At 71.2% G+C, this 24,869-nt stretch carries 23 protein-coding genes and 4 pseudogenes; 15 read left to right on the top strand and 12 right to left on the bottom strand.

Annotated features, from left to right (window positions below; all coding sequences use genetic code 11):
• Window positions 1–4 precede the first annotated feature (4 nt).
• Window positions 5–1,513, top strand: a complete 1,509-nt coding sequence (locus AB0I73_RS11800; protein WP_363036404.1) for an FAD-dependent oxidoreductase — start codon at window positions 5–7, stop codon at window positions 1,511–1,513.
• Window positions 1,514–1,523: 10 nt separating this feature from the next.
• Here AB0I73_RS11800 and AB0I73_RS11795 read toward each other — a convergent pair whose 3' ends face one another.
• Genes AB0I73_RS11795 through AB0I73_RS11780 form a run of 4 tightly spaced genes read right to left on the bottom strand, consistent with a single transcriptional unit; the run spans window position 1,524 to window position 6,225 of the window.
• Window positions 1,524–2,528, bottom strand: coding sequence for a DUF5914 domain-containing protein (locus AB0I73_RS11795; RefSeq protein ID WP_363036250.1), 1,005 nt, complete (start codon window positions 2,526–2,528; stop codon window positions 1,524–1,526).
• Entirely contained in the window at window positions 2,521–3,519 is a 999-nt protein-coding gene (locus tag AB0I73_RS11790; RefSeq protein ID WP_363036248.1) for a phytoene/squalene synthase family protein, read from the bottom strand. The genes AB0I73_RS11795 and AB0I73_RS11790 overlap by 8 nt, the downstream gene beginning before the upstream one ends.
• Window positions 3,506–5,086, bottom strand: a complete 1,581-nt coding sequence (gene crtI, locus AB0I73_RS11785) for a phytoene desaturase family protein (RefSeq protein WP_363036246.1) — start codon at window positions 5,084–5,086, stop codon at window positions 3,506–3,508. The genes AB0I73_RS11790 and crtI overlap by 14 nt, the downstream gene beginning before the upstream one ends.
• Complete coding sequence (locus AB0I73_RS11780) at window positions 5,083–6,225, bottom strand: polyprenyl synthetase family protein (RefSeq protein ID WP_363036244.1); 1,143 nt, start codon at window positions 6,223–6,225, stop codon at window positions 5,083–5,085. Before AB0I73_RS11780 ends, crtI begins: the two co-directional genes overlap by 4 nt.
• Before the next feature lie 368 nt (window positions 6,226–6,593).
• On the opposite strand from AB0I73_RS11780, the pseudogene AB0I73_RS11775 reads away from it, so the two are divergent.
• Window positions 6,594–7,252: pseudogene (locus tag AB0I73_RS11775) on the top strand (FAD-binding protein).
• 257 nt (window positions 7,253–7,509) lie between these two features.
• Window positions 7,510–8,928 carry an MFS transporter gene (locus tag AB0I73_RS11770; protein ID WP_363036242.1) on the top strand — a complete coding sequence of 473 codons (1,419 nt, stop codon included), beginning with the start codon at window positions 7,510–7,512 and terminating at the stop codon, window positions 8,926–8,928.
• A 924-nt stretch (window positions 8,929–9,852) separates the two neighbouring features.
• Here the strand turns inward: AB0I73_RS11770 and AB0I73_RS11765 are convergent.
• On the bottom strand, window positions 9,853–10,839 hold the full coding sequence (locus AB0I73_RS11765) for a hypothetical protein (protein WP_363036240.1): 987 nt from the start codon (window positions 10,837–10,839) through the stop codon (window positions 9,853–9,855).
• Window positions 10,840–11,234: 395 nt separating this feature from the next.
• Between AB0I73_RS11765 and AB0I73_RS11760 the strand changes: the two genes are divergently transcribed.
• Window positions 11,235–11,954, top strand: a complete 720-nt coding sequence (locus tag AB0I73_RS11760) for a hypothetical protein (RefSeq protein WP_363036238.1) — start codon at window positions 11,235–11,237, stop codon at window positions 11,952–11,954.
• On the opposite strand, the gene AB0I73_RS11755 is transcribed toward AB0I73_RS11760, so the two are convergent.
• A complete protein-coding gene (locus AB0I73_RS11755; protein ID WP_363036236.1) occupies window positions 11,944–12,933 on the bottom strand; it encodes an aldo/keto reductase in 990 nt (329 codons plus the stop codon). The genes AB0I73_RS11760 and AB0I73_RS11755 overlap by 11 nt on opposite strands.
• 192 nt (window positions 12,934–13,125) lie before the next feature.
• Here AB0I73_RS11755 and AB0I73_RS11750 point away from each other — a divergent pair.
• Window positions 13,126–13,785 (top strand): annotated as a pseudogene (locus AB0I73_RS11750) (zinc ribbon domain-containing protein); the annotation flags it as partial.
• A 242-nt stretch (window positions 13,786–14,027) separates the two neighbouring features.
• On the opposite strand, the gene AB0I73_RS11745 reads toward AB0I73_RS11750, so the two are convergent.
• Both AB0I73_RS11745 and AB0I73_RS11740 read right to left on the bottom strand, forming a co-directional pair.
• Entirely contained in the window at window positions 14,028–14,402 is a 375-nt protein-coding gene (locus AB0I73_RS11745; RefSeq protein ID WP_363036234.1) for a VOC family protein, read from the bottom strand.
• Window positions 14,403–14,712: 310 nt separating this feature from the next.
• The gene (locus tag AB0I73_RS11740) at window positions 14,713–15,432 is read right to left on the bottom strand and encodes an IS6 family transposase (protein WP_363036232.1); all 720 of its coding nucleotides are present in this window, start codon (window positions 15,430–15,432) and stop codon (window positions 14,713–14,715) included.
• A gap of 78 nt (window positions 15,433–15,510) precedes the next feature.
• On the opposite strand from AB0I73_RS11740, the pseudogene AB0I73_RS11735 reads away from it, so the two are divergent.
• Window positions 15,511–15,765: pseudogene (locus AB0I73_RS11735) on the top strand (OsmC family peroxiredoxin); the annotation flags it as partial.
• Between the two features lie 35 nt (window positions 15,766–15,800).
• On the opposite strand, the gene AB0I73_RS11730 reads toward AB0I73_RS11735, so the two are convergent.
• Entirely contained in the window at window positions 15,801–15,983 is a 183-nt protein-coding gene (locus AB0I73_RS11730; RefSeq protein ID WP_363036230.1) for a hypothetical protein, read from the bottom strand.
• 115 nt (window positions 15,984–16,098) lie between these two features.
• On the opposite strand from AB0I73_RS11730, the gene rpmG reads away from it, so the two are divergent.
• From rpmG to AB0I73_RS11715, 3 genes are all read left to right on the top strand, one after another.
• On the top strand, window positions 16,099–16,263 hold the full coding sequence (gene rpmG / locus AB0I73_RS11725; protein WP_109383499.1) for a 50S ribosomal protein L33: 165 nt from the start codon (window positions 16,099–16,101) through the stop codon (window positions 16,261–16,263).
• 46 nt (window positions 16,264–16,309) lie between these two features.
• The gene (gene ykgO / locus AB0I73_RS11720) at window positions 16,310–16,432 is read left to right on the top strand and encodes a type B 50S ribosomal protein L36 (RefSeq protein ID WP_363036228.1); all 123 of its coding nucleotides are present in this window, start codon (window positions 16,310–16,312) and stop codon (window positions 16,430–16,432) included.
• Window positions 16,433–16,576: 144 nt separating this feature from the next.
• Entirely contained in the window at window positions 16,577–17,641 is a 1,065-nt protein-coding gene (locus tag AB0I73_RS11715) for an NAD(+)/NADH kinase (protein WP_363036402.1), read from the top strand.
• 9 nt (window positions 17,642–17,650) lie between these two features.
• Here the strand turns inward: AB0I73_RS11715 and AB0I73_RS11710 are convergent, their stop codons facing one another.
• Together AB0I73_RS11710 and AB0I73_RS11705 are read right to left on the bottom strand one after the other, a co-directional pair.
• Complete coding sequence (locus tag AB0I73_RS11710) at window positions 17,651–18,055, bottom strand: DoxX family protein (protein ID WP_258308839.1); 405 nt, start codon at window positions 18,053–18,055, stop codon at window positions 17,651–17,653.
• A gap of 276 nt (window positions 18,056–18,331) precedes the next feature.
• On the bottom strand, window positions 18,332–18,808 hold the full coding sequence (locus AB0I73_RS11705) for a MarR family transcriptional regulator (RefSeq protein ID WP_363036225.1): 477 nt from the start codon (window positions 18,806–18,808) through the stop codon (window positions 18,332–18,334).
• Window positions 18,809–18,906: 98 nt separating this feature from the next.
• Here AB0I73_RS11705 and AB0I73_RS11700 point away from each other — a divergent pair, with 98 nt between their 5' ends.
• The 3 genes from AB0I73_RS11700 to AB0I73_RS11690 all read left to right on the top strand — a co-directional run bounded on the left by AB0I73_RS11700 (window position 18,907) and on the right by AB0I73_RS11690 (window position 21,610).
• Window positions 18,907–20,016 carry an epoxide hydrolase family protein gene (locus AB0I73_RS11700; protein ID WP_363036223.1) on the top strand — a complete coding sequence of 370 codons (1,110 nt, stop codon included), beginning with the start codon at window positions 18,907–18,909 and terminating at the stop codon, window positions 20,014–20,016.
• Window positions 20,017–20,268: 252 nt separating this feature from the next.
• A complete protein-coding gene (locus tag AB0I73_RS11695) occupies window positions 20,269–20,988 on the top strand; it encodes an IS6 family transposase (protein ID WP_363036221.1) in 720 nt (239 codons plus the stop codon).
• Between the two features lie 220 nt (window positions 20,989–21,208).
• Window positions 21,209–21,610, top strand: coding sequence for an integrase (locus AB0I73_RS11690; protein WP_363036219.1), 402 nt, complete (start codon window positions 21,209–21,211; stop codon window positions 21,608–21,610).
• A gap of 376 nt (window positions 21,611–21,986) precedes the next feature.
• Here the strand turns inward: AB0I73_RS11690 and AB0I73_RS11685 are convergent, their stop codons facing one another.
• Entirely contained in the window at window positions 21,987–22,652 is a 666-nt protein-coding gene (locus AB0I73_RS11685; protein WP_363036217.1) for a hypothetical protein, read from the bottom strand.
• Window positions 22,653–22,821: 169 nt separating this feature from the next.
• Between AB0I73_RS11685 and AB0I73_RS11680 the strand changes: the two genes are divergently transcribed.
• The 3 genes and pseudogenes from AB0I73_RS11680 to AB0I73_RS11670 all read left to right on the top strand — a co-directional run.
• Complete coding sequence (locus AB0I73_RS11680; protein WP_363036215.1) at window positions 22,822–23,841, top strand: DUF5937 family protein; 1,020 nt, start codon at window positions 22,822–22,824, stop codon at window positions 23,839–23,841.
• A gap of 332 nt (window positions 23,842–24,173) precedes the next feature.
• Window positions 24,174–24,320 (top strand): annotated as a pseudogene (locus AB0I73_RS11675) (pyridoxamine 5'-phosphate oxidase family protein); the annotation flags it as partial.
• A gap of 154 nt (window positions 24,321–24,474) precedes the next feature.
• Window positions 24,475–24,869, top strand: a 395-nt coding sequence (locus AB0I73_RS11670) for a serine hydrolase domain-containing protein (RefSeq protein ID WP_363036213.1), incomplete at its 3' end; no start/stop codon positions are given.

The following is a 24,869-nucleotide window of genomic DNA, read 5'->3' as shown; positions in this document are numbered from 1 at the left end:
GCTGATGCCCGCACCCGGCCGGGGCCGGTTCGAGCGGGAGGACGCGCCGTCGGTCGCCGTGGTCGGGGGCGGAATCGCCGGTCTCGCCGCAGCTGTTCTGCTGACCGAGCGCGGCGCCCGTGTCACTCTCTACGAACGGGAGGAAGCACTCGGCGGCCGACTCGCCGGACACCGGACCCGCCTGGCCGACGGCTCCGCGGTGACCATGAGCCGCGGCTTCCACGCCTTCTTCCGCCAGTACTACAACCTGCGCGGTCTGCTCCGGCGGACCGACCCCGATCTCGCACGGCTCACCCCACTGCCCGACTACCCCCTGCGGCACAGCGGCGGCCTGAGCGACAGTTTCGCCCGGGTTCCGAGAACCCCGCCGTTCAGCGCACTAGGATTCGTCGCCCTGAGCCCCGCCTTCGGCTGGCGGGACCTCGCCGCCATGGACGCACGGGCGGCGCTGCCCCTCCTCGACGTCCGGGTGCCCGACGTCTACGAACGCTTCGACGGCACCAGTGCGACGACGTTCCTGGAGGGCGTCCGCTTCCCCGAGGCGGCGCACCACCTCGCGTTCGAGGTGTTCTCGCGCAGTTTCTTCGCCGATCCGCGCGAACTGTCCGCCGCGGAACTGCTGCTGATGTTCCACATCTACTTCCTCGGCTCGGCGGAGGGACTGCTCTTCGACGTGCCGAACGCCCCCTTCCCGCAGGCACTCTGGGAGCCGCTGGGCGACTATCTCCAGCGCCTCGGGGCCACCCTTCGCACCGGCACACCCGTGCACGGCGTCCAACCCCACGAGACCGGGGGAGTGAAGGTGCAGACCGACACCGCCGTGCACCCCCACGAAGCAGTGGTGCTCGCCCTCGACCCCGGCGCTCTGCGCCGGCTCGTCGCGGCGTCACCCGGCCTGGGGACCGCCCCCTGGCGCGACGACGTCGCCGCCCTGCGTACGGCACCGCCGTTCCTCGTCTCCCGGCTCTGGCTCGACCGGCCGGTCCGCGCCGACCGCCCCGGCTTCCTCGGCACCAGCGGATACGGCGGTCTGGACAACATCAGCGTCCTGGAACGCTACGAGGACGAGGCGGCGCGCTGGGCCGCCCGGAACCGGGGCTCGGTGGTGGAGCTGCACGCCTACGCCCTCGCTGCCGACGCCGAACCGGAGAATGTGCGCAGCACGCTCGTCGATCGTCTCCACGAGGTGTACCCGGAGACCCGCGAGGCGCGCATCGTCGACGCCCGGCACGAGTGGCGCTCGGACTGCCCGCTCTTCCCCGTCGGCTCCCACCACCGGCGCCCCACCGTGCGGACCCCCCACCCACGGGTGACGCTGGCCGGCGACGCGATCCGCTGCGACCTTCCGGTCGCGCTCATGGAGCGCGCCGCCACCACCGGCTTCCTGGCGGCAGGCGCGCTGCTCGCCGGCTGGGGTGTCCGCGGCCAGGTGCTGTGGACGGTTCCCCGGGCGGGCCGTTCCCCCGCGCTGCGGGCCCTCGGCGCACTCGCGGGGCGTCGCGCGCACCCGTGACCGGACGGGCTCACCCCGGGAACCGTCCGGTACTGCGCAGCGCCCAGCGACGCTCGGCGTACGCCAGGTCGTCGCGCCACAGGCGCCCGGCCGTACGCCGCATCAGCGGGCGCAGCACCGGGGCGGCCGCCCGGGCCAGCTCGAAGCCGCGCCGCCCGGAGGTGGCGACGACCGCCTCGACCACGGCGGTCCGCGGCTGTCGGTCGGCCTCGCCGGTGAGCGGCGTGGCATGGGTCTCCACCACGGACGTCGCCCCCTCGCCGTCGGTGACGCGCATGACGACCGTGCGCGGACCGGGCGCGGTGAACTCGGCCCGCACGGGCACCACCAGGCGCCCCGCCACCCGGAAGGAGACGTCGACGACGAAGGCGTCGTCCTCGTCACCCTGCGGCTCCCGCACCACCGTCAAGTCGACGAACGAGTACGGATGGAACCACGATCCGTGCCATGGGTCGAGCCGGTTGGCGACGACGTCCTGCGCTTCACACCGCCCGACCGTCGTGAAGACCGCGTCCACCGCGCTGTCCACGGCGGGACGCACCGGCACCACAGGACGGTCCGAAGGCGTCTCACCGCCCACCGTGTCCAGACGTACCCAGACCAACACCCCGTCATCGTGCGCGGGGTAGGGGTTCCAGCCGGCGAACGCACCACCGTCCAGAACCAGTCCGTGCCAGTGGCACACCAGTGTGCCGCAGACCACCCGGCTGTCCCGCAGAGGCGCCCCGAGGTGCGGGCAGGCGCCCGGGCCCGCGTGCAGTGCTCCCGCCTCCGAGCGCCACAGCACGACCTCGACGCCACCCACCGTCCGGCCGCACGGGCGCCCACCGACGCGCACGTCCCGTGAGGCGCCGACCACGAACCAGTTGCCGGAGGGCCGTGCGGACGCACGCTTGAGCGCTTCGGCGATCACGACCGGCCGCGCCTGCCGCCACGTCGGAGCCTGCGCCGCCCAGCCCGGACCCCGGCGCCGCCGCAACGGCGATGTCCAGCGCTTGCCCGCTCGGTCACCCACTGTCCTGCCCCTTCCACTCGTGTGACGTGCCGCCCGCCACCCGGGGCGGACGCGGCACGCGGTCGCGCCACCGGGCGCCCGCCACCTGGACGGCACCGGCTGCGGCGGTGGCCGCGCGCCGAGCACGGGACACCACCGCACGGTGATGCAGCACGCTGTAATCGTGGTCCGCGATCGCGTCGAGAATGCCGCCGTACAACGTGAAGGCGGTGCGGATGCAGGGGCGCACCCGCGGGTCGAGCATGGCGATGCCCGGTTCCGCCGACCGGTACACGTCCCGGGTCATCGCCTCGGCGGCGACGAGCGCCGCTCGGATCCTCGGGTCGCGCCGCCCCGTGCGCCGGCTCCACTCCAGCAGCGGCCTGTCCACACCGTGAGCGGCGAGCAGGTCCGCCGGCAGGTAGACGCGGCCCCGGTCCAGGTCCTCGCCCACGTCCCGCAGAAAGTTGGTGAGCTGGAACGCCACCCCGAGGGCCGCCGCGTGCGGCGCCGCCTCCTCGCGGGGTACGACCGTGCCCAGCACCGGGAGCATCTGCAGCCCGATCACCGCGGCCGAGCCGTGCATGTAGGCCCGCAGATCGGCGTAGCTCGGATAGTCGGTGACGGTCAGGTCGGCACGCATCGAGGCCAGGAAGTCGGAGAACAGCGCGGGCTCGATGCGGAACCGGTCGACGGTGTCGGCCAGGGCCCGCACCACGGGCTCGCCCCCGCCACCGGTGCGCAGCCCGTGCGCGAGGTCGCTCTCCAGGCGCTTCAGCAACCGGTCGCGCTCGTCGTGGGTACGGCTCCGGTCCAGGTCGTCCACGATGTCGTCCGCCCAGCGGGCGAACCCGTACAGCGCGTGTACGGCCGAGCGGCGTTCCAGCGGCAACAGCCGAGTGGCCAGGAAATAGGTTCTGCCGTGGCGGGCGTTGAGCTGCCGGCACTGGTCGTAGGCCGCGCGGAGCGTGGGATCGGTGATCCCGGCGGCGTCCAGTTCACGACGGGTCATCGGGGCCTGCCGCGGACGGCACGGACGGGACAGCGGCCACAGCCGAGACCGGCCGGCACCGGGAGGCGCGGCGGCTGATGTCCGCGGCGCCACCGGTGACGCGAGCGGCGGCGAGCTTGCCGCTGAGGAGCACCGTCGGGACGCCGACGCCGGGAGTGGTCCCGCAACCGGCGAGCACGACGTTGTCCAGCCCGCGTACAAGGTTGCGCGGACGGAAGGGGCCGGTCTGGGCGAACGTGTGGGAGACCGAGAAAGGGCTGCCCGCCGCATGACCTCGTGCCGTCCAGTCCAGAGGGGTCACCAGCGTCTCCTCGTCGACGCTGTCCGCGAAACCCTCCAGGCCCCGGCGCTCCAGCTCGGCGACCAGGCTGTCGCGGTAGCGCGGGCCCAGGTCCCGCCAGGCGGCGGCGGAAGGCCCGACGGTGGTGTTCGGGCAGGGGGCCAGGACGTAGTGGAGGTGCCGGCCCGGTGGCGCCAGGGTGGCATCGTGTGCGGTCGGGCGGCTGATCAACAAGGACGGGTCGCTCATCAGCCTCCCCGAGCGGGTGATCTCGTCGAACGTGCGCTCCCATGCCGTGCCGAAGGAGAGCGTGTGATGGGCGAGAGCGGGCCAGGTGCGGTCGGTCCCGGCGTGCAGGACCACCGCGGACGGTGAGTGGCGCAGCCGTACCGGGCGCCGGGGTGCGCGCCCCAGGAGCCGGTGAGCGGTGGACAGTTCGCAGGTCAGCACCACCGCGTCACAGGCGATTCGCTCACCCGACGTCAGGCGTACCGCCGTGACCCGGCCCGCCGACCGCTCCAGGGTGCTCGCCTCGGCCGACCAACGGAGGTCGGCACCGGCGCCGGCCGCCGCCTCGGCCATGGCGCGGGGCAGCGCGTACATACCCCCCTTGGGGAACCAGACGCCGGCCACGGTGTCCATGTAGGCGATCACCGCGTAGGCCGCGAGGGCCCGGGCGGGGGCGACTCCGGCGTACAGGGCCTGGAAGGAGAAGACACGGCGCAGGCGGGAATCGGAGAGGAAGCGACCGATCCTGGCGTCCAGCCGCCCGAAACCGCCGAGTGCCGCCAGACGCGCCAGGTCCGGATGCAGGAGCTGGAAGGGCGAGTCGAAGTTGGTGTCGATGAAGCGGCGCATCTGCGCCCGGTACAGCCGTTCCAGCCAGGCCCGCAGCCTGCGGTAGCCCGCCGCCTCCGCCGGTCCGGCGAAGCGCCGCACCTCCGCCTCCATCGCCTCACCGTCGGTGTGCACGTCGAGAGAGGTCCCGTCCGCGAAGCACGCCCGGTAGGCGGGGTGCAGGGCCACGAGCTCGACGCGCTGGTGGAGGCTGTCGCCGACGGCTGCGAAGGCCTCGTCGACCAGCTGGGGCATGGTCAGTACCGTGGGGCCGGTGTCCAACCGGTATGCGCCGAGTCGCATCCGGCCGGCCCGGCCACCGGGGACGGCATCCCGTTCGACGACGGTGACCCGCCTGCCTGCGCCCAGCAGGTGGAGGGCGCAGGCGAGGCCGGAGAGGCCTGCGCCCACCACGACGACATGGTCGGTCCGTCCGGTTACCGTCCTCACATGCTCTCCTTCCTGAGGTCCGGGCCGATGCCCGATGCCCGTTCGACCAGCGAGGCGAACTCCCCGCGTACTGCGGGTGCCGCACCGGTCCTCGCGAAGTGCCGCAGGCCTGCGGCCGCCAGGTCCTCGATCTTCGACTCCACCACGGCCCGGGCTCCGGTCCGCTCCAGTGCCGTCCGCATCCGCTCCACGGTGTCGTCGGACCGGGCTGCGGCGCCGGGGGCGAGCACGGCCGCGGCCTCCTCGTCCCCGTCGGCGTCGGCAAGCCTGAGGGCCGTGGCGAGGAGATAGGTGAGCTTGCGTGAACGCAGATCGTCACCGGTCGGTTTGCCGGTCAGCTCGGGATCGCCGAAAGCGCCGAGGAGGTCGTCGCGGAGCTGGAAGGCCAGCCCCGCGCATCGGCCGGCGGAGCGCAGCGATTCGACGGTCCACTCGTCGGCGGCGGCCAGCGAGGCGCCCAGCGCCAGGGGCCGCTCGACCGTGTACAGGGCGCTCTTGAGCGTGGCGATGGTCAACGCGTCGTCGACGTCGGACGCGCCGATCGCCTGCGCGTGGATGTCGCGGTACTGACCGGCGACCATCTCACTGCGCATCGCCTGCCACTCGCGGTACAGCCGCGGGCCGTACGGTGAGCCGAGTGCCGTCTCCGTCAGCAGATCGTCGGCCCATGCCAGCGCCAGGTCACCGGCGAGCACCGCGGCGGACGTCGCGAAGGACTCCGGTGAGCCGGTCATCCGTGCCGTGCGGTGCATACGGACCAGGTCCACGTGCATCGCCGGCCCGCCCCGGCGCAGCGGCGATCCGTCCATCACATCGTCGTGAATGAGAGCGCACGCCTGCAACAGTTCGAGCGCGGCTCCCGTCCGCAGGAGCGCCGTGGCGTTGCCCGTGCCGCCCGCGGCCCGCCAGCCGCACCACGCGAACGCCGTGCGCAGCCGCTTACCGCCACGTCGGACGAACGCGGTGACAGGACCGGCCACGTCACGGGCGAACACCGCGTCCACGTCACCGGCCCGGCGCAGTCGCGCGTCGAGGACAGCTCCGAGGACCGTCTCGACGGCCCTGGTGGCCTCCGCGGCGGTGAGCGGGTCGTCGGCGCGCCCTGCCGGCTCGGCCGCCGTCGGTCGTGGTCCAGACATGTTCCACCCCTTTCTCACTCTCGGTCACCTGCACACCAGTGCTTGCGCCGAGTGCCCCGGTGTGGATGCGTGTGATCCATGCCCGGCGCGAGGCCCACCCGTGGAACCGCTCACTCCACCGGCCCATCGGCGTGTGGCTCATGGCCGTGTGTCCCCGGGTGCCCGTCCCCGGCGCCCGATCTCGTCGGGGACCATCACCCAGCCGTAGCCGTCCGTGAAGCAGCGGTGCAACCGGTCCACCGACCTGAGCCCGCTGTTGCCGGTGCTCGCTGTGGAGTCGTCGGGCCGGTGTGCGGGCCGGACCGCTCCGGGCTGGCGTGAGAAGCCACGGTGGCAGCAAGCGGCGCACTCCGAGGAAGGTGACGTGGATGCCGGACTGCCAGGGGGCCGTCCTGACAGCCGCTGCGGAGCAGATGCCGACGGACGGGCTTCGCTCCTCGCTCCGAGGTGCGGTGATCGGTCGCGGGCACCGTGGCCACGACGAGGCCCGGACCGTGTGGGACGGGCTGATCGACCGCCGCCCCGCGCTCATCGCCCGGTGCTCCGGTACGGCGGACGTGGTCGAGGCGGTGCGGGCCGCCCGCAGGCACCGTCCCCTCGTCAGCATCCGCGATGGCGGTCACCGGGTAGCGGGCAGCGGGGTGTGTGACGACGGGCTGGTGATCGACCTGTCGCGCATGAAGGGCGTGCGCGTCGACCCCGCCGCCCGCACCGCGCGGGCCCGGGCGGGCGCGACCTCGACCGCGAGACCCAGTTGCACGCTCTGGCCACACCGGGCGGGGAGATCTCGGCCACCGGGATCGCCGGTCTCACGCTCGGCGGCGGCTTCGGTTTTGTGATGCGGCTGTTCGGCCTGAGCTGCGACAGCGTCCGCTCGCTCGAGATCGTCACGGCGGACGGCGCGGTGCGTACAGTGAGCCGGGAGGAAGAACCCGAGCTGTTCTGGGCGGCGCGCGACGGGGCCGGCGGGACCCGGCGCTCGACGAGACCGCGATCGAGTGGGCACGCTCGGCGTGGGACGCGATGAAGCCGTTCTCGAGCGGCGGGACATATGTCAATTTCGCCGGGCTGGGCGAGGACGCGAGCCGGTTGCGGGGCGCGGTCTTCGGCCCACACGAGGAGCGGCTCGCCCGCGCCCGCGCCGCGTACGACCCTGAGGGCCTTTTCGGACCGGCCGCGGCAAGGCCGTGAACATGTGAGCGGCACGGTCCTTCGATATGGAAGGCGTGCCCCTTATCGTGGATCTTTGCGTAGACCGCCCGCGAACGAGATGGAGTTGGGGCCGTGGCGTTCGCGGAGTCGGCCGGTGGCGGTGAGTCCGCGCCCTCTCCCGAGTCGCCCCCGGGGTCCGGGCGACGGTCCTGGGCACCGCTGCTGGCAGTGTGCGCCGGGTATTTCATGGTGATCCTGGATGTGACGGTCATCAACGTGGCCGTGCCGGTGATCGGCCGGGAACTGTCCGCCTCGCTCACCGGCATCCAGTGGATCACCGATGGGTACACCCTGGTCTTCGCCGGGTTCCTGCTGACCGGTGGCGCGCTGGGCGACCGGCTGGGCAACCGTCGGATCTTCTGCTCGGGCGTAGCGGTGTTCACCGTGTCCTCGGCCGCGTGCGCGGCCGCGCCGAGCGTCCCCTTCCTGGTTGTGGCCCGGCTGGTGGAGGGGCTCGGCGCGGCGCTGATCGTGCCCGGCTCCCTGGCCCTGCTCCAGCAGGCCTACCCGGCGCCGACCGCACGCTCGCGGGCCTTCGGGCTGTGGGGTTCGATGGCGGGCATCGCGGCCTCTGCCGGGCCACTGCTGGGCGGGCTCCTCGTCTCCGCGGGGGGCTGGCGCTGGGTGTTCCTCATCAACCTGCCCGTCGGTGCGGCCTGCCTGATGCTGACGCTGCGGCATGTGGCGCGCTCGCCCCGACGTGCCGCTCGGTCCCTGGACTGGCCGGCGCAGTGCGCGGTCGTGGCGGCGGTGGCGCTGCTGATCGCAGCGCTCAACGAGGCCGGACGGCGGGGCTGGTCCGACCCGGCTGTTCTCGCCGGGGTGGGCCTGGCCGTGCTGGCCGCCGCGGCATTCGTGGTGCGCGAGCGGCTGGCCCGGTCTCCTGCTCTTCCTCTGAGCCTGCTGCGGTCTCGTACGATGAGCGGCGGAGCCGGCATCGGCCTTCTGTTCAACTTCGGTTTCTACGGCATGGTGTTCACCGCCAGCCTGGAGTTCCAGCACCAGCGCGGCTTCAGCGCCTTGGAAACCGGGTTGGCGCTTTTCCCGGCGGTGGCGATGACCATGTTCGCCTCCGTCCTGTCCGGGCGGCTGACCCGCCGCACCGGCGATCGTCCGCTGGTGATCTCCGGCATGCTCCTGGCAGCCTTGGGACTGGCCGGCTGGGCCTCGGCGGGAGCCGACCCCGCCTACCCGCTGCTGGTGGTCCCGATGATGGCTGCGGGGTTCGGTACCTCCTTCGCGCTCACCGGCTCGACCGCCACCGTGATGGGTGCCGCACCTCAGGCGTACTCGGGGGCCGCCTCCGCCCTGTTCAACACCACCCGCCAGATCGGCAGCGCCACCGGCGTGGCGCTCGGCGGCAGCCTGCTCGCCACAGCCACCGACTACGACACCGGGCTGCGCACCAGCATGGCCGTCGGTGCGCTCGCCTATCTGACCGCCGTAGGCCTCGCGTGGCTGTGCGTGCCGGCGAAGTCCCAAAGGACATAGGGAGTCTTGAGTCGCTGCAGCCTCCGCCGGCGACACGTGCTGCCAGGACACCGTCGAGGGGGCGCGACCAAACCCCGCTGAAACCTCACGGCTGACGAAGGGGAGACGCCCGCGTTGAATTCACCCATCGCGCGGTTCTGTCGCTCGACTTCCTCCGCGATGGTCGGGACGGTGTCGAGCCGCTCAGAGACGGTGGGGCGCTCGCAGAGCGTTTCCAGGACCTCGACCTGAGGGCACGACCGCACCGGTTCCGCCGGCGTGGGCGGTGGTTGTCCGACGTGGAAACCGAGCACTGTGCCGCCGGGGCGGGCTCCACGGTGCTCATCCAGAGGTTCAGGACCTTCACTCCGAGCTTCTGTGCCGCTGCGGCGAAGGCCTCAGCGCGTTGCGGGGTGCATCGGAACGAGTGATGCGCGCTATCACCCGCTCGAACTCCTCGAGCGGTGGGCAGCCGTCAACACGGATGGACGTGACAACGGCAAGGGATGTGGAGCCCGCCCGCGAGCTGACGAGGCCAGTGAATGCCGAGCGCCTGAAGGTCTTGATGTGCACTTCTCGCTCTCTCGTGGTCGGCGTCTCGGCTGCTGCCTGTTCGGCACGGTCCCTTCAAGGGGTGTTCTTGTGGTCCAGGCCGTTCTGCCCGTGGTCCGGCCGGAAGGCGAATCGGGTCGCGAGGCGGTAGGTGACGGTGACGTCGTCGTACTGTCGGCCGGGGACGACTCTGTCGGGGAGGTTGATCCGGTCGCTGTGGGACGTTGACTCGCGTTCGCCCGCGCCGGGGAAGCTGACGGCTGTTCGTGGTTCTTCCGTGAAGCAGAGGTGTTCGGATCGGACCGTCGCCCGGAATGAGATGTCCGGTTCCGGGTCCTGGCCTCCGACGGTGGTGAGCCGACCGGCGTCTTGTGGCTCGGGGGTATCAGCCGTTCAGGGTGGCTCGTCCCGCTTCTGGGCGGTGCGGCGGGTGGGCCGAGGTGGTTCCTTCCCGTCCTCGCCGCGGGCCCGGTGCGGGCGGGTTCCGCTCTCGCTCCCGGCGATCCGGCCCCGGTCTTTGTCGGCGGGCCTGTGTGACGTGCTCGGTTTGGCCGGCCTCGTCCGGCGTGCGGTGTCGCCTGCCGTCTCGGTGACGTCCTCGACGGCCTTCTGCGCGGTGCCGCCCGCGGCCTCGGCCACGTCCCCGGCGGTGTCGCCGACATCGCCGACGGCCTGGCGTGCCCCGGAACCGACGTCCTCCACCGCTCGCCCGGCGCCGCCACCGATGTCCTGCGCGGCCCTCCCGGCGCCGCGTCCCACGTCGTCGACCGCACTGCCGGCGCCGCGCCCCACGTCCTGTACGGCGGATCCGGCGCCCTGGCCGACGTCCTCGACGGCCCTTCCCGCACCCGTGCCCAGCTCACCGACGGCTTGGCGGGCGCCGCCACCGACGTCCTGTACGGCGGAACCGACTCCGCGTGCCAACTCCTGGACGATCTCCGGGTTGCGATCGAGCGTGGTCAGCACCCGGTTGACAATTGTCACGACGTTGTCGAGGCGCACCTTGAGCTGGGCTTGCGCCTCCACGCCCGAGATACCCAGGTGCACCCGGCCGAGCGCGACGTCGGCACCCACGCTCAACTTCAACAGGTCCAGAACCTCGGCCTGCAGTGAGACATGCGCCCGCAGATCCTCCACGTCCAAGTCGATCTGGTCGACCTTCAGCGTAGGAACGTCGAGGAAGACGTCAGGAACCGCATCGGCCGCCGCGCGCCTGTCGGCCGACTCACCGCCAAGAGCGTCGGTGTCTTCGTGGACTGTGGCCGCCTCGTCCTCGTACGGCTCCGGCTCGGCGGACCTGTCGACGTCCTCGGCGCCGGGTTCGTCGTCCAGGTCGCGCTCCTCGACGGGGCCCTCGTCGTGCTCGGCGTTGTCGTGCATGGGTCCGCCTCCGTGAGCTCGCCGGGCATTTCACACCTTTTGGGACATTATGGAGCACAGGTGTATGGCGCGGTGCTGTCGGCCCCGGCGGAGCCGGAGGACGGCCGGGGAACGTACGGAAGGTGCCGGGAGGTCGCCCGCGCGCGAACGGGACCGAACGGGTGACAGGAGTCGTGGCCGGTTCCCGCTGTTGTTCCGGGAAGTCGAGGAGTTCATGCTCGAGTGCGATGCGATCGTGTCCTACGAGAGCGTCCGGCGGTGGTGCCTGAAGTTCGGCCAGATCTGTGCGAATGAGCTGCGCCGCTGCCGGGTGACACGGGGCACCTGGACGACGTTTTCATCCCGCTCGACGGACAGCGGCAGCACCTGTGGCGGGCGGCGGGCCGGCACGGAACGTGCTGGACATCCTCGTCCAGCCCAAGCGCGACACCCGCGCCGCCGTGCGGTTCTTCCGCCGGCTCCTGAAGGACCTGGAGTACGTGCCGCATGTGGTGGTCACCGACAAGCCACGTCACCTTGGACAGCCTGCCGGCCCACAAGAAACGCCGCTGGCACCTGCACTTCACCCCGACCAGCTCGTCATGGCTCAACCTCCTCGAACGCTGGTCCTCCGTACTCAGCCGCAAAGCCTTGACCAACCCCAGCTTCACCTCCGTCGCGAACTCGAAACCCGGATCGACTGCTGGGCCTCCCACGGGAACGACAACCCCGAACCCTTCGTCCGGGCCAAACCCGCCGACGAGATCCTCGACGAAGTCGCCCGCGGGCGAGCCACCCTCGACCGGATCGCCAAATCCGCGACACACCGATGGCTCCGGCTTGCGCAGCGCGGACAACTGCACCTTCCTCGGCAGCAGCCGGGCCTCCTGACGGCCGCGAGCGGTGCGTACCCACGGGGTGCGGGAGCCTGCCGGCTTCGTCCCGCCGCGGACCAGGCCGCAGCCCTTGAGGACGTCGAACGTGCCGCGGGGGCGTCGCTCGTGCTTGTCGCCGTGGCGCGGCATCCGCCACAGCTGACCGGCGGTCGCCCGCTGGAAGATCCCCAGCGCCTGATGCGCCCGCAGACGCCGACGGCAGGACCTGGCAGCTGCTGCCGCGCCCCGGCTAGCGATTGACGGACCGCATCCCTGCCTCGTCGTATCGTTCACCCGCCGCTTCGGGCAGCTCCGCGTGGATGCGGGCCAAGTCGTCCTCGGTCAGCACGATGTCGACCGCAGCGGCGTTCTGTTCCAGGTAGGTGCGGCGCTTGGTGCCCGGGATCGGCACCAGGTGCTCGCCCTGGGCCAGCACCCAGGTGATGGCCAGCTGGGCCGGGGTCACGCCCTTCTCGGCGGCGATCTCCTTCACCTTTGCCGCCAGCCGCAGGTTCGCCTCCAGGTTGGTGTCCTTGAAGCGCGGGTTCTCGCGGCGCCAGTCGTTCGCGTCCAGCTCGTCCGGCGAGGTGAACCGCCCGGCCAGGAAACCGCGGCCGAGCGGCGAGTACGGCACGAAGCCGATGCCCAGCTCCCGGCAGGTGGGCAGCACCTCGGCCTCCACGTCCCGTGACCACAACGAGTACTCGCTCTGCACCGCGGTGACCGGGTGCACGGCGTGGGCGCGCCGGATGGTCTCCGCGCTCGCCTCGCTCAGGCCGATGTACCGCACCTTGCCCTCGGCGACCAGCTCGCCCAGCGCGCCGACCGTCTCCTCGATGGGTACGTTCGGGTCGACCCGGTGCTGGTAGTACAGGTCGATGTGGTCGGTCCCCAGACGCTGCAGGGAGCCGTGGACCGAGCTCCGGACGTGCTCGGCCGAGCCGTCCTGAGGGCCGACCGTGCTCATGTCTCCGGGTACGGCGTTGTCCATCCGGTAGTTGAACTTCGTCGCGATCACGTACGCGTCGCGGTGCCCCCCGATCGCCTCGCCGACGAGTGACTCGTTGGTGAGCGGCCCGTACATCTGCGCGGTGTCGAGAAAGTTCACCCCGAGGTCGAGGGCGCGCCGGATGGTCGCGATCGCCTCCTCCTGATCGGTGGACCCGTAGAAGGCGGACATACCCATGCACCCCAGGCCGATGGCCGATACCTGAAGGTCCCGCAGACTGCGCTTCTGCATGCCGTGTCCCAGCCTTTCCCTGCACACTCGTTCATCGGTCGGACGGCACGAAGCCCCTCATCCATTTAGCGACGGATTACACCACCCGGCATCCCGTGAGAGGCACCGGGCGACATGGGCTTCGTGCGCCGTGGTGTCTGCGACGCTACGACCTGGAGCGCACTTCAGCGCAAGTCAACCGTTCAGGCGGGCCGGCAGCACGCGAGGCGGACGGTCCGGTTCACCGCGAACGCCCGCTGGAAGATCACAGAGGCGGGCCGGCCGAGCCTGCCGAAGATCGGCGAGGTCCGGGTCAGACGGGCCCGCACCCTGCCGTGCACGCCGTCCGGTGTCACCGTGATCAAGGACCCGGCCGCCGGTACTTCACCTCCTTCGTCATCGACACCGACCGGAACAGGACCGGGTCCGGCTCGGCGAGCCGGACCCCGACAGCACCGTGGGCATCGACCTCGGCCTGACCCTCCCGCCAAGCTCTCGGCTTCGCTTGAGCAGGGAGGCCTCCGTCCAGCTCTCCACCCGGCCGCTCCGTGAGAACCGAACGGTCGCGGTGGAGTACAAGGCCGCCCGGTACGGGCGGACCTTCGTGCAGGTCGGCCGGTTCGAGCCCACCAGTCAGGTGTGTTCGGCCTGCGGCCACCGCGACGGGCCCAGACCCCTCAGTGTGCGGGAACGGACCTGCAGCGCCTGCCACACGGTCCACGGTCGGGACCACAACGCCGCGAAGAACGTAAAGACCGCCGGACCGGCGTGACAGCCTGTCGAGCGCGGGTCGGACCGAACCCCGGTCCGACCCGTGCGACCCCGAGGAGCAAGTCAACAACTGCCCTTGGCCGAGCGTCTTGCCGAGCTTGATGACGAGTACGACATCGTCGAGTACGGGGGAGGACGTCGGCCCAGCCCGATGCCGAGGTCATGGAAGCAGGGAGCTGAACCGTTCGGTTCTTGCTCGCTGCGGTTCGGCCGCCCTCTACGGTCCTGTGAGTGTGGGAGAGTCCTCATCCGGGCTGCGCCTGGCTGACCGAACACGGGATCGGAGTCCCCGCTCGACGGCTGACCCTGATGCCGCCTCAGTGGCTGTGGTGAGCCCGGTGGACTCAGTGGAGGCAGAGGCAGAACGGATGGCCGGCCGGGTCCGCGTAGACCCGCCAGTTGGCCTCCGGGCGGAGCTGGTCCGTCCGCTCCAGCACGGTCGCGCCGAGGGCGAGCGCCCGTTTCTCCTCCCCGTCGAGGTCGTCCACGTCGAAGTCCAGGTGGAGCTGCTGCGGGTGCTGCTGGCCGGGCCATTCGGGTGGCCGGTAGCCGTCCACCCGCTGGCAGGCCAGCGGTGTCCCCTCGAACCCGTGCACCTCGACCCAGTCGGGATCCTCCGGGTCCGCGACCACCCGGCCGCCGAGCAGCTCCGCGTAGAACTCCGCGAGCCGTACCGGATCGGCGCAGTCCAGCGCGATCGCCTGCAGCTTTCGAATCACTTCCGGCACCCCTCGTTCCTCGGCCGCTTCCGTGGCTCCCCGTACGGGAGAGGGCGTACCCGCCGCTGCGGCGGGCATACGCAGCGGACGTCGGCCCGTCGCCGGGCGAGTGGTGCTCGGTCATGGCGGCCCGTCCTGAGAGGCGCGTTTTCGCCTGTCAACGGCGGTCCGCGTGTCTCATCCCACCTCCTCGTAGCGAACCTGCCGTTCTTCCCCTCACACTTCGCTGACACGGGCGCTGTCACGTTGTTGAGTGAGGAGGTGCCTGGGGTGCGTCGGGGCGTGGCGGAGCCGGGTTCCGGCCGCGTGTTCAGGCCGTGGTGGGCTGGCCGGCAACGCCGGTGACCTGGTCCCAGATGGCGAAGCGAACGGTCATCTCGGCTCGGTAGTCGTGTGCGGTCATCAGGTGACGCCGGAGTCTGAAGTGGGGGGAGATGCCGCTGAAGGCGGACAGGAACCGCTGCGCCCCGCCGGTGCTGCGGAAGCCCTTCATGGCCCGTTCGCGCTGCCGGGTGGGCTGGTGGCTGTTCTCCGCCCGGTTGTTGAGGTACTTCGACTGCCGGTGCTCGACCGAGGGCATCAGCTCCCGGTGGGCGGCGCCGTAGGAGCGGAGCCTGTCGGTGACCAGCACCCGGGGCACCCGGCACTGTTTCCTTATCAGCTTGGCCAGGAACCGCTTCGCAGCCTTCGCGTCGCGCCGGGACTGCACGAGGATGTCCAGCACGGTGCCGTCCTGGTCGACGGCCCGCCACAGGTAGTACCGCACCCCGTTGATTTTCACGAAGACCTCGTCGAGGTGCCACTTTTCACCGGCCCGCGGCCCGCGGCGGCGCAGCCCGGCGGCGTACTCGGGCCCGAACCTGGCGCACCACTGCCGGACCGTCTCGTAGGAGACGGTCACGCCTCGCTGGAGCAGCAGCTCCCCGTCCTCCCGGAAGGAGAGCGGGAAGCGGTGGTACAGCCACACCGCGTGCGCGATGATCTCCGCCGGGTAGCGGAAGCCCTTGTACGACGGGGCCACGGCCTCCATGCTGTCCCTCCCCGGACCCGGCAAGCCAACCCGAAGATCATCGTATCGGCAGGCCCGCAGCCAACCTGACAATGCCACGTGGCCACCGTCCGGCACACCGAGCCGGCCGAGTTCTCGGTCTCGGTGACCGGCGACAAGATCAGCGACGAGCTGGGCAACCGCATGACCGGCCTCGAGGTCACCTTCGCGGTCACCTTCCCGGACGGTGAGGGTGCGGACCGGGCCCGCGCGGTTCTTCCTCGCGCGGTGCGGACGTCTCATGACCGGCTCTGCACGGTCAGCCGCACGATCGAGATCGGTACACCCGTCAGGACGACCATCAGGGACGCCTGAGCGGGCTTCGTCGACACCGTGCGCCGGATCCCGCCCTACGAGGGCCCGTCCGAGGGGCCCGGGACCGCGGCCGAGGCGCGAAGGTTGCGCCGGCGCAGCAGCAGGGCGGGCGCCGCCACTGCCACGGCGACGGCCGCCGCGGCCAGAGCCCAGGGAACGCCGGACATCGCGTCCGCGCCCACGGCATGGTCCACCGACCAGGAACCCGGGCCGGTCATCGCCAGGAGCAGTGCCAGAGCCCCGTACCGGAATATCCCGCCTGCCGACGCCGTTGCACCCCCACGCCGGCATGCCCGAGTCAAAAGGATCGGGCGGTGGCGGAAGGAGCACCTCATGGCACGCAGCACAGCGCGGCCCGTCGTCAGGCTGAAGTCGGCAGCCGGTACGGGAGTCACCTACGTGACCCGTAAAAACCGTCTGAACGACCCCGACCAGCTCGTCCTGCGCAAGTACGATCCGGTCGCCGGAGAGCACGTCCTCTTCCGCGAAGAACGATGAAACCCGCCTCCCTCGCCCTCGTGCAGCCCCGCGGAAGGAGACCGTGATGAAGGTACGCAAGTCCTTGCGCTCGCTGAAGTCCAGGTCCGGCGCCCAGGTGGTGCGCCGACGGGGCGTGACCTTCGTGATCAACAAGAAGGATCCGCGGTTCAAGGCCCGCCAAGGCTGACCAGCCACCGCACCACCCGGGCGGCCCGGTACCGCGAGCGCGGTACCGGGCCGTCGCGGCGTGGTACCGCGCCCGGTCGACGCGCGCCTGGCCAGGATGGAGCCCCACGCCCAGTCGGGGCGAGCGGACGTCCAGGAGGCGGAGATGGCGGTGGACCGGGTCGGCATGGTCGTACACGGCGGACGTCCCGAGGCCGCGGAGGCGGCCCGCACGGTCCGTGCATGGTGCGCCGAACATGCCGTCGCCTGCAAGGACATCGACGTGTGGAACGACGGCGAACGGCGCAGCGCCCGGCAGGAAATGGCGGGGGCCGGCGACCCCGGCCTCGTCGTCACCCTCGGCGGGGACGGCACCTTTCTGCGCGGGGCCCGGCTCGCGGCCGCCATCGACGCGCTGGTCCTCGGTGTCGACCTCGGCCGCGTGGGTTTCCTGACCGAGGTGCCCATGACCATGGTGCGTACGGCGCTGGACGCCGTGCACGACGACCGGCTCGACGTGGAGCAGCGCATGCTGCTGACCATGCGTGCCTCGTGCCGCCTGGAGGTGCCCTCGGACATCGAGGCGCTCATGAGCTACGGCCGAGGCCCGCTCCTGCCCCCGACCAGCGTGCGCTCCGACTGCGAGACGGGCGGCGAGTGGGGCATCCCGCTGGACGTGACCGCCCTCAACGACGTCGTACTGGAGAAGCTCGCCAGGGACCGGCAGATCTCGGTCGGGGTCTACATCGCGGGCCGGCTGCTGGCCTCGTACTCCGCCGACGCGCTGCTGGTGGCCACGCCGACGGGATCGACCGCCTACAGCTTTGCCGCCGGCGGCCCCGTGGTCTCGCCGGGCACCGAGGCACTGGTCTTCACACCGGTGGCACCGCACATGACGTTCAACCGGTCGGTCGTCGCCGCCCCGGACGAGCCCGTCGGGCTGCGGGTGCTCGAGCGCTCGGGCCGCGCCGCCGTCAGCATCGACGGCCAGCTCCGCGGCGTGATCGGCCCCGGTGACTGGATCGGCGTCTACGCCGCACCGCGCAGGCTGCGTGCCGTACGGCTCGGCCCGATGGACTTCTACGGCCGCCTCCGTGACCGTATGAACCTCACCGACGCGCCTGCCGCGGTCGCCGACGGCACGCCCGCACCGCTCTGGCCGGTCCGCAGCGCGCCGCCGGGAGACCTGGCGCACCTCGCCATGCCGGACGACCCGACGGCATCCGGGTGACGGGGCCCGTCACTCCCTACCCCACCTGGGAACCTCCCGCGCCCCCGGGGACGCGGCACTCGGCGCGGACTGTCGGCGGAGCAGGCCCATCAGCGTCAGGGAGCCCGGCCCGAAGAAGACCAGGAGAAGGAAACCCCAGCAGAACAATGCCGGGGCCAGGCCGCCGTTCTGCAGAGGAAAGGCACCGTCCTTCTGATGCTCGGTGAAGTAGGCGAAAGCCATGGCCCCCGAGCTGAGGAACGCCGCGCTGCGGGTCGCGACTCCGAGGAGAATGAGGGCACCGCAGACGAGCTCGATCACACCGGCGTACCAGAACGGCCAGTCACCCGTGGGGCTGGCCTGCCTGTCCAGTACACCGAAGAGCGTGGCGGCGCCCTCGTTGGTGAACAGCAGGCCGAGGACGATACGGAACAACCCCAGGACGAGAGGCCGGCGAGCCGGTCGCTCAGCTCGGATCCACAGGCATCAAGCCGGTGGATCCGAGCTCAGCCGACCGCCCCGTGCGCGCGCTCTACCATGCGGCTCAACCACCTCCTGGAACAAGCCGGTCCCGCACTTGCCGGACGGGCCGGCGCCGATTGGCATGAGGCTGGGTCTCAGTCGGGAAGGATCGCGCCGGGCACCGGCAAGAACCGCCCCGAGGCGCCGTTGGTGGCGGGGGCGAGGTTCGGGGCGGTGCGGGTGGATGGGCTATTGCGCGTCGTGCGGGCGGGCGTGCGGGGGGTGGTGGTGCTCAGTCAGGACGTTCAGCAGGCGGGTGAGTTCGTCCTGCTGGGCGGGGGTGAGGGGGGCGAGGAGTTCGCGCTGGGCGTCGGCGATGAGCGTGTCGAGGCGCTCCAGGCGGCGGCGGCCGGTGGTGGTGAGGGTGATGACATTGCGGCGGCGGTCGGTGGGGTCGGGTTCGCGGCGAATGCATTCGGCGTCGGCGAGCTCGTTGAGGACGGCGACCATGTCGCTGCGGTAGATGCCGGTGCGGCGGCTGAGTTCGGCCTGGCTGGCGGCGCCGGCCTCGGTGAGCGCGACCAGCACGGCGAAGTGCCACTTGCGAGCGCCTTCGGCGGCCAGGCGTTCGCTGACGAGCCGATCGGCGGCGACCGCGGCCCCGGCGAGCAGGCGGCTGGGGATGGCGCGCAGCCGGGCCGGTGTGGGGTCGGGGGTCGGGCTCATCGGGATCCTCCACCTCTTGTGTTAGTGCCACTAACAGCCTACCTTCGTTAGTGACACGAACGTTTGAGCTGTGAACGAATTCCCCTGGAGTGAAGGCCGTGATCAAGCCGTTCCGCATCGACATTCCCCAGGCCGACCTCGACGACCTGACCGACCGCCTCTCCCGCACCCGTTGGCCCAACGAGGTCGCCGACGCCGGGTGGGACTACGGCTTCCCGCTGGCGCGGCTCAAGGAGCTTGCCGAGTACTGGCGCACCGGCTACGACTGGCGTGCGCATGAGGCCGGGCTCAACGAGCTTCCGCACTTCACCACCGAGATCGACGGCCAGAACATCCACTTCGTCCACGTCCGGTCTGCGAAGCCGGACGCGCTCGCGCTGGTCCTCACCCACGGCTGGCCCGGTTCGTTCCTGGAGTTCCTCGACGTGATCGAGCCGCTGTCGCGCGACTTCCACCTGGTGATTCCATCCATCCCGGGTTACGGCTTCTCGGGGCCGACTCACGAGCGCGGCTGGGACGCCGCCCGGGTCGCGCGGGCCTGGGCCGAGCTGATGCGCCGTCTCGGGTACGAGCGCTACGGCGCGCAGGGCGGCGACTTCGGCGCGGGCATCTCGATCGCGCTCGGCGCGGTGGCACCCGAGCACGTAGTCGGGGTGCACGTCAACTACCTGCCGACCCGGCCGGTCCCGGATGCCGGCATCGAACTGTCCGAAACGGATGAAGCCCGGCTGGACAAGGTCCGGCAGCTGATGGCGAATCGTCCGCCCTACCAGGCTCTGCAGGCCCTCACCCCGCAGACCATCGGCTACGCGCTGACCGACTCGCCGGTCGGCCAGTTGGTCTGGATCGCCGAGCGCTTCGCACAGTGGACCGACCCCGTCACGCCGGTCGGCGACGAGCGGATGCTCACCGGCATCTCGCTGTACTGGCTGACCGCCACGGCGGCCTCCTCGGCGCGGTTCCACCACGATGCCCCGCGGGGGGTCCAGCAGCCGTGCCCGGTGCCGCTCGGCGTCGCGGTGTTCGCGCACGACATCACGCAGTCGGTGCGACCGCTGGCCGAGCGGCTGTACGACATCAGGCACTGGTCGGAGTTCGAGCGCGGCGGCCACTTCGCCGCGATGGAGGTGCCGGAGCTGCTGGCCGAGGACGTCCGGGACTTCTTCCTCACCCACGTCAAGGACGACGACCGGGTGGCCGCCCGCTGAGAGGTACTGCTGGCCGCGGACTGCCGGGCACCCCGGAGCTTCGCGGACAACAGGCCGTTCGCCCTCACCGGGGCCAGCCGCATCGTCGCGCCCTTGTCGATGTGGGTGAGCCGCTGACCGTACACGGTGCGCACCACGTCCGCACCGGCGCGTGCCGCAGTTATCGCGACCCCGGCAGTGTCAAGGGTGCTGTTACGTTGGCTGACCGGGTGGGATGATCTTCGGGTTGGTCATGGTGGAGGGGGACCGTCCGTGGACAGCGCGTCGCCGTCGTACCAGGGGCCCCGGTACTCGGCCGAGGTGATCTCCCACTGCGTATGGCTGTACTTCCGCTTCCCGCTCAGCTTCCGCGAGGTCGAGGAGCTGATGCTCCAGCGCGGCGTGCTCGTCTCCCACGAGACGGTCCGCCGCTGGTGTGCCACGTTCGGGCAGGCCTACGCCAACGGACTGCGCCGCCGCCGGCCGCGGCCCGGGGACAAACGGCATCTGGACGAGGGGTTCGTGAAGATCAACGGGGAGCTGACGTACCTGTGGCGGGCCGTCGACGCCGGCGGCACCGTCCTGGACATCCTCGTGCAGAGCCGCCGGGACAAGACCGCAGCCCAGCGCTTCTTCCGCCGCCTGCTGAAGAGGACCCGCACGGTGCCGCGGGTGATCGTTACGGACAGGCTCCGCTCCTACGGAGCGGCCCACCGCGAGGTCATGCCTTCGGTCGAGCACCGTTCGCACCAGGGCCTGAACAACCGGGCCGAGAACAGCCACCAGCCCACCCGGCAGCGCGAACGGGCCATGAAGGGCTTCCGCAGCGTGGGCGCCGCGCAGCGGTTCCTGTCCGCGTTCAGCGGCATCTCACCCCACTTCCGGCCTTACCGCCACCTGATGACCGCCGCCCACTACCGCGCCGAGATGACCCTCCGCTTCACTAGCTGGGACCAGATCACCGGCAGCACCGGCCTGCCCACCGCGGCCTGAACACACAGGCCCGGACCGCAAGCCCACCATGCCCCCGGCACACCGTCAGGCACTCACACGCCCAACAACGTGACAACGCCCGGCGCACTGCCCGCCCCCGGCCGGGGCGCGGCCGTGCCTCTTCGCCGTCCTCACGCAGGCGACCCGGCGCGTCCGAATCCCGGGCGCCACCGCGCACCCGACCGCGCAGCGGCTCGTGCGGCCCGGGCGTCACCTCGTCATGGACCTGCCGGACGCCGACGGCCGGGCCCGATTCCCGGTCCGCGACCGGGACGCGCAGTGCACGCAGGCCTACGACGCCGTGCTCGCCGATGCCGGGCTGGAGGGTGTCACCAGCGGCATCCGGATGCCCCAAAGGAACTCCTCATGCAGCGCCGGCTACCGGCCTGCCGCAGAGCTGCTGGATTGCACCTTGAGCTGGAACCAAAGCCGCCTCCTGCACGCGCTCCGCGGGTTCGAATCGTTCTGCAACGGGCATCGGCCGCCCCCGGCCATGGGCCAGGCCGCCCCGCTTCGCCCGTTGCCTGAACCGGCCACCGCACCGGGACGGACCGCGCACCTGGAGGTCCACCGACAAGACCGGCTCGGCGGCACCCCGCATGAGGACCAGCAGGCCGCCTGAACAGCGGGTGATTAAACGGCACCCGCAGAACCGGCAGATGCCGCATTGCCGCCCTAGCCTGCAGCGATGACCTCCCGAGTCCTACAGGTAAGGGGAGGGGCGATGTGGTGGAGGGTGACGTCGCTCTGTCGGCGCTGGCAGCGGGGCGGTAGCAGGTCTGCCAGGGTCCGTAGAGGGTGGGCGGACCTGCTCGGCCCGCACACAGACGCGGGCCGAGCGGTTTCTTCTTCCTTCGAGTCGGTGCCGGCTACCGCTTGCCGGTACGCTCCTGGCTGCCGTCGGCCCGGCATGCGCCCCGGCGGCTCGACTTCTGGCTTCATGGACCGGAAGTCACCCCGCTCACGGAGCGGATGTCCGGTGCTCCGGCAACCGCGCCCTAGCGCCGCCAGACCTCCGCGACGGCGAGGTAGGCCGTCGAGTTGGGCCGTCCGGCGCTGCCACCGACTCGAGGCTGTCCGGCGATGGTGCGGCCGCCGGTGCGCATCGTGCCGTGCCCGCACGGGCCGAGCACGAGGCTGAGGCTGTGCTCGACCCCGCCGCCGAGAGGGAACTCGTCGGTGGCGAACACACGCCGGTCGAGGACGTCGCTCATGGCGATGGACACGTCGGCGGCGCGGGCACGCAGGCCGGATGCCATGTCCAGGTCCACCTTCACCGGCACCCTGTGCACGATCGGCTCGGGCCAGACGAGTCCGTCGGCCTCGGGGAAGTGGCGCACGAACTCGCGCTCCAGCCATCGGGCCAGGCGCACATTGGCGCCGTAGAGCTGGACGGTCTCCTCGTGCCACAGCACCAGGACGTTCCCGGCACCATGAGGGGACCAGTCGACCTGCCAGGTCGCGGCGTAGGCGGTGAGCCGGTCACCGTCGTAGAGCACCAGCCCGGGGTTCGCGCCGATGATGACCGGCACCCTTTCGGCCGGGGCTTGTGCCATGCGGGCTGTGGCCGCGACGGACTGCGGGGCGAGTGCGGCACCGCCGGTGACGGCGAGTGCGCCGACAGCGGTACCCATTCGGAGGAGTCGGCGACGATCCACGGACATGACAGGCTCCTTCGCTTCGTGCTCTGGTGGGGTGACGGCACCGACACAACGCGATCCGCGGGGCGATGCCCATGGATTCGAGCGGGTTCGAATCGCGAGCGGTGACCGCATGCCACACTTGGCATCTGCCGGGACGAGGGGGCGGGCAGCGGTGACGGTGAGGATTCCGATGTCTGCGGATACGCTCGGGCGCTCACGGTTCGCGCTCTGCCCCGCGACGGAGGCGGTCGGCAGTATTCGGCAACGCGGTAGGCAGCGCATACCGCCGCATCTGGGGCGGCGCCGTGACCTGGCCGCGGCCCGTGTGACGGCCGGCGCGCTGGAGTTGCTGCACGGGTTGATCCCGCACGACCGTCGTTACATTCCCGACTTCCTCACCCCGCCGCCGAGCAGCTCTGTGCCGTCCATCCACCACGTCGCGGACACGGTGCGCCGAACCCCGCCGGACGAGGTCGACTACCACCTCGACATTGCCTTCCGCGGACGCGCGGTCCGCGCCGAGGTCGCCGCGACCTTCGGTAGCACCGCGGCACATGAACGGTGGCGTCGCCCCATGCCGCCCGCGGTCGCCGACGCGCTGGCGGACGGCCCCGCCGCGTTGGCCGCTCGAGCGGCCGACGCCCTCGTCGACTACTTCACGGCCGTGCTCGAGCCGGAGTGGGATACCACACGCGCTCTGCTCCAGGACGACATCAGCCACCGCGCCGAGAAGATGGCCGACCTCGGGGCCGGAGCCATGATCGACAACCTCAGTGAGGGAGTGCGCTGGCGTGACGGTGAGGTCCGTATCGCCCGCCCGTACGACGTCGTCGTCGACTGGGCCTCCGACGGATTCGTGCTGGTCCCTTCCACCGCCCAGGACGAGCAGGTCCTGTTCAGCGCCGAGCGCCCGCGGACACCCGTCATCACCTACCCCGCGCGGGGGGTGTTCCGTCTGTGGAACCCGTCGACGGAGCGGGGCGACGAGGCGATCCGCCACCTCATCGGCGACACCCGGGCGCTACTGCTCGCCAGCCTCGACGAACCCCGCTCGACATCCCAGCTGAGCCGGGACACCGCCCTGGCACCCGCCACGGTCTCCTACCACCTGAGCATCCTGCGCCGTGCCCGCCTGGTCAGAAGCCGCCGGCGGAGTCGGGTCGTGCTCTACCAACGCTGTCCCCTCGGCACCCGGCTGCTGGGCCGGTGACCGTCCATCCGGGAGCGCCCTTCGAGTGCCCGCCCGAACTCGACCCACCGAGTCTTGAGCGTTGCTCTTCCCGAGCCGTCCGATGCACAAGTGTCTGAGACACGTACCGAGGCGAGCACCGCCTGTTGTTTGCCACGATCCTCGGCTGACCAGGCGCTCAGTTGAGGATCGTGGCGGCTTCGACCTCGATCAGGCGGTCGCGGTCGTCCCGTACCGGTCATCGGGGCCGTAGCTGTTTCCTGATCGGACGTGCAGACAGACGCAAATGGGTGTGGCGATGATTTCGGCGCGGGAGGCAGGTCGTTATGGGGAAGAGAGGAAGGAGATCCGCCATGCCAATGCAGGAACCCGCAAAGCAACTCACGACGGAGCTCGACACCCGCTATAGCTCCGCGCTCAATCCCCGCCAGGATGCCGCGGACGTCACCGCTACCGAGTGGGCCGAGGCACAGCGACAACTGGAGATCGCCAAGATCTTCTGAATAGGCGTTGTCATCCCTGAAGGAGCGGGGCCGGTCAAGGGTGTTGCCCCAAGGCCCCAGACGGCGGCGAGTACAAAGCTGTTGTCCGGGACACCAACCTGGACGATCATGGCCTGCGGCTGACGCAACCTTCTTCTGCGAGGAGTCCACGGTGACGAGCACGACGACGGACGACCCGGCCGGCGACCTCGACCCCGGCCGTCTCGAGGATGCCGTTCTCGGCGTGGCCGAGGGCCAGGGATTCTCCGGCACGGTGCGCGTCACCCGGCGCGGGGAGACGGTGTTCGCCCGCGCCTTCGGGATGGCGTCGCGGCGCTGGTCGATACCCAACACGTGCGCCACCCGGTTCCGCGTGGCCTCGGTGTCGAAGATGTTCACGGCGGTGGCCGTACTGCAGCTCGTCGAACAGGGGCGGGTCCATCCGGACGACTCGCTCGCGGACCACGTGAAGGAGCACATGCCCCGGCTCGACCCGCGGGTCACCGTCCGGCACGCCCTGACCATGACGTCCGGCATCGGCGACTGGTTCGAGGAGGGCAGCGCCGA

It is taken from the genome of Streptomyces sp. NPDC050388 (genome assembly GCF_040655635.1).
In the GTDB taxonomy this organism is placed as follows: Bacteria; Actinomycetota; Actinomycetes; order Streptomycetales; family Streptomycetaceae; genus Streptomyces.
Note: the sequence above shows the minus strand (reverse complement) of the source record. Positions and strands in the feature narration are given on the sequence as shown.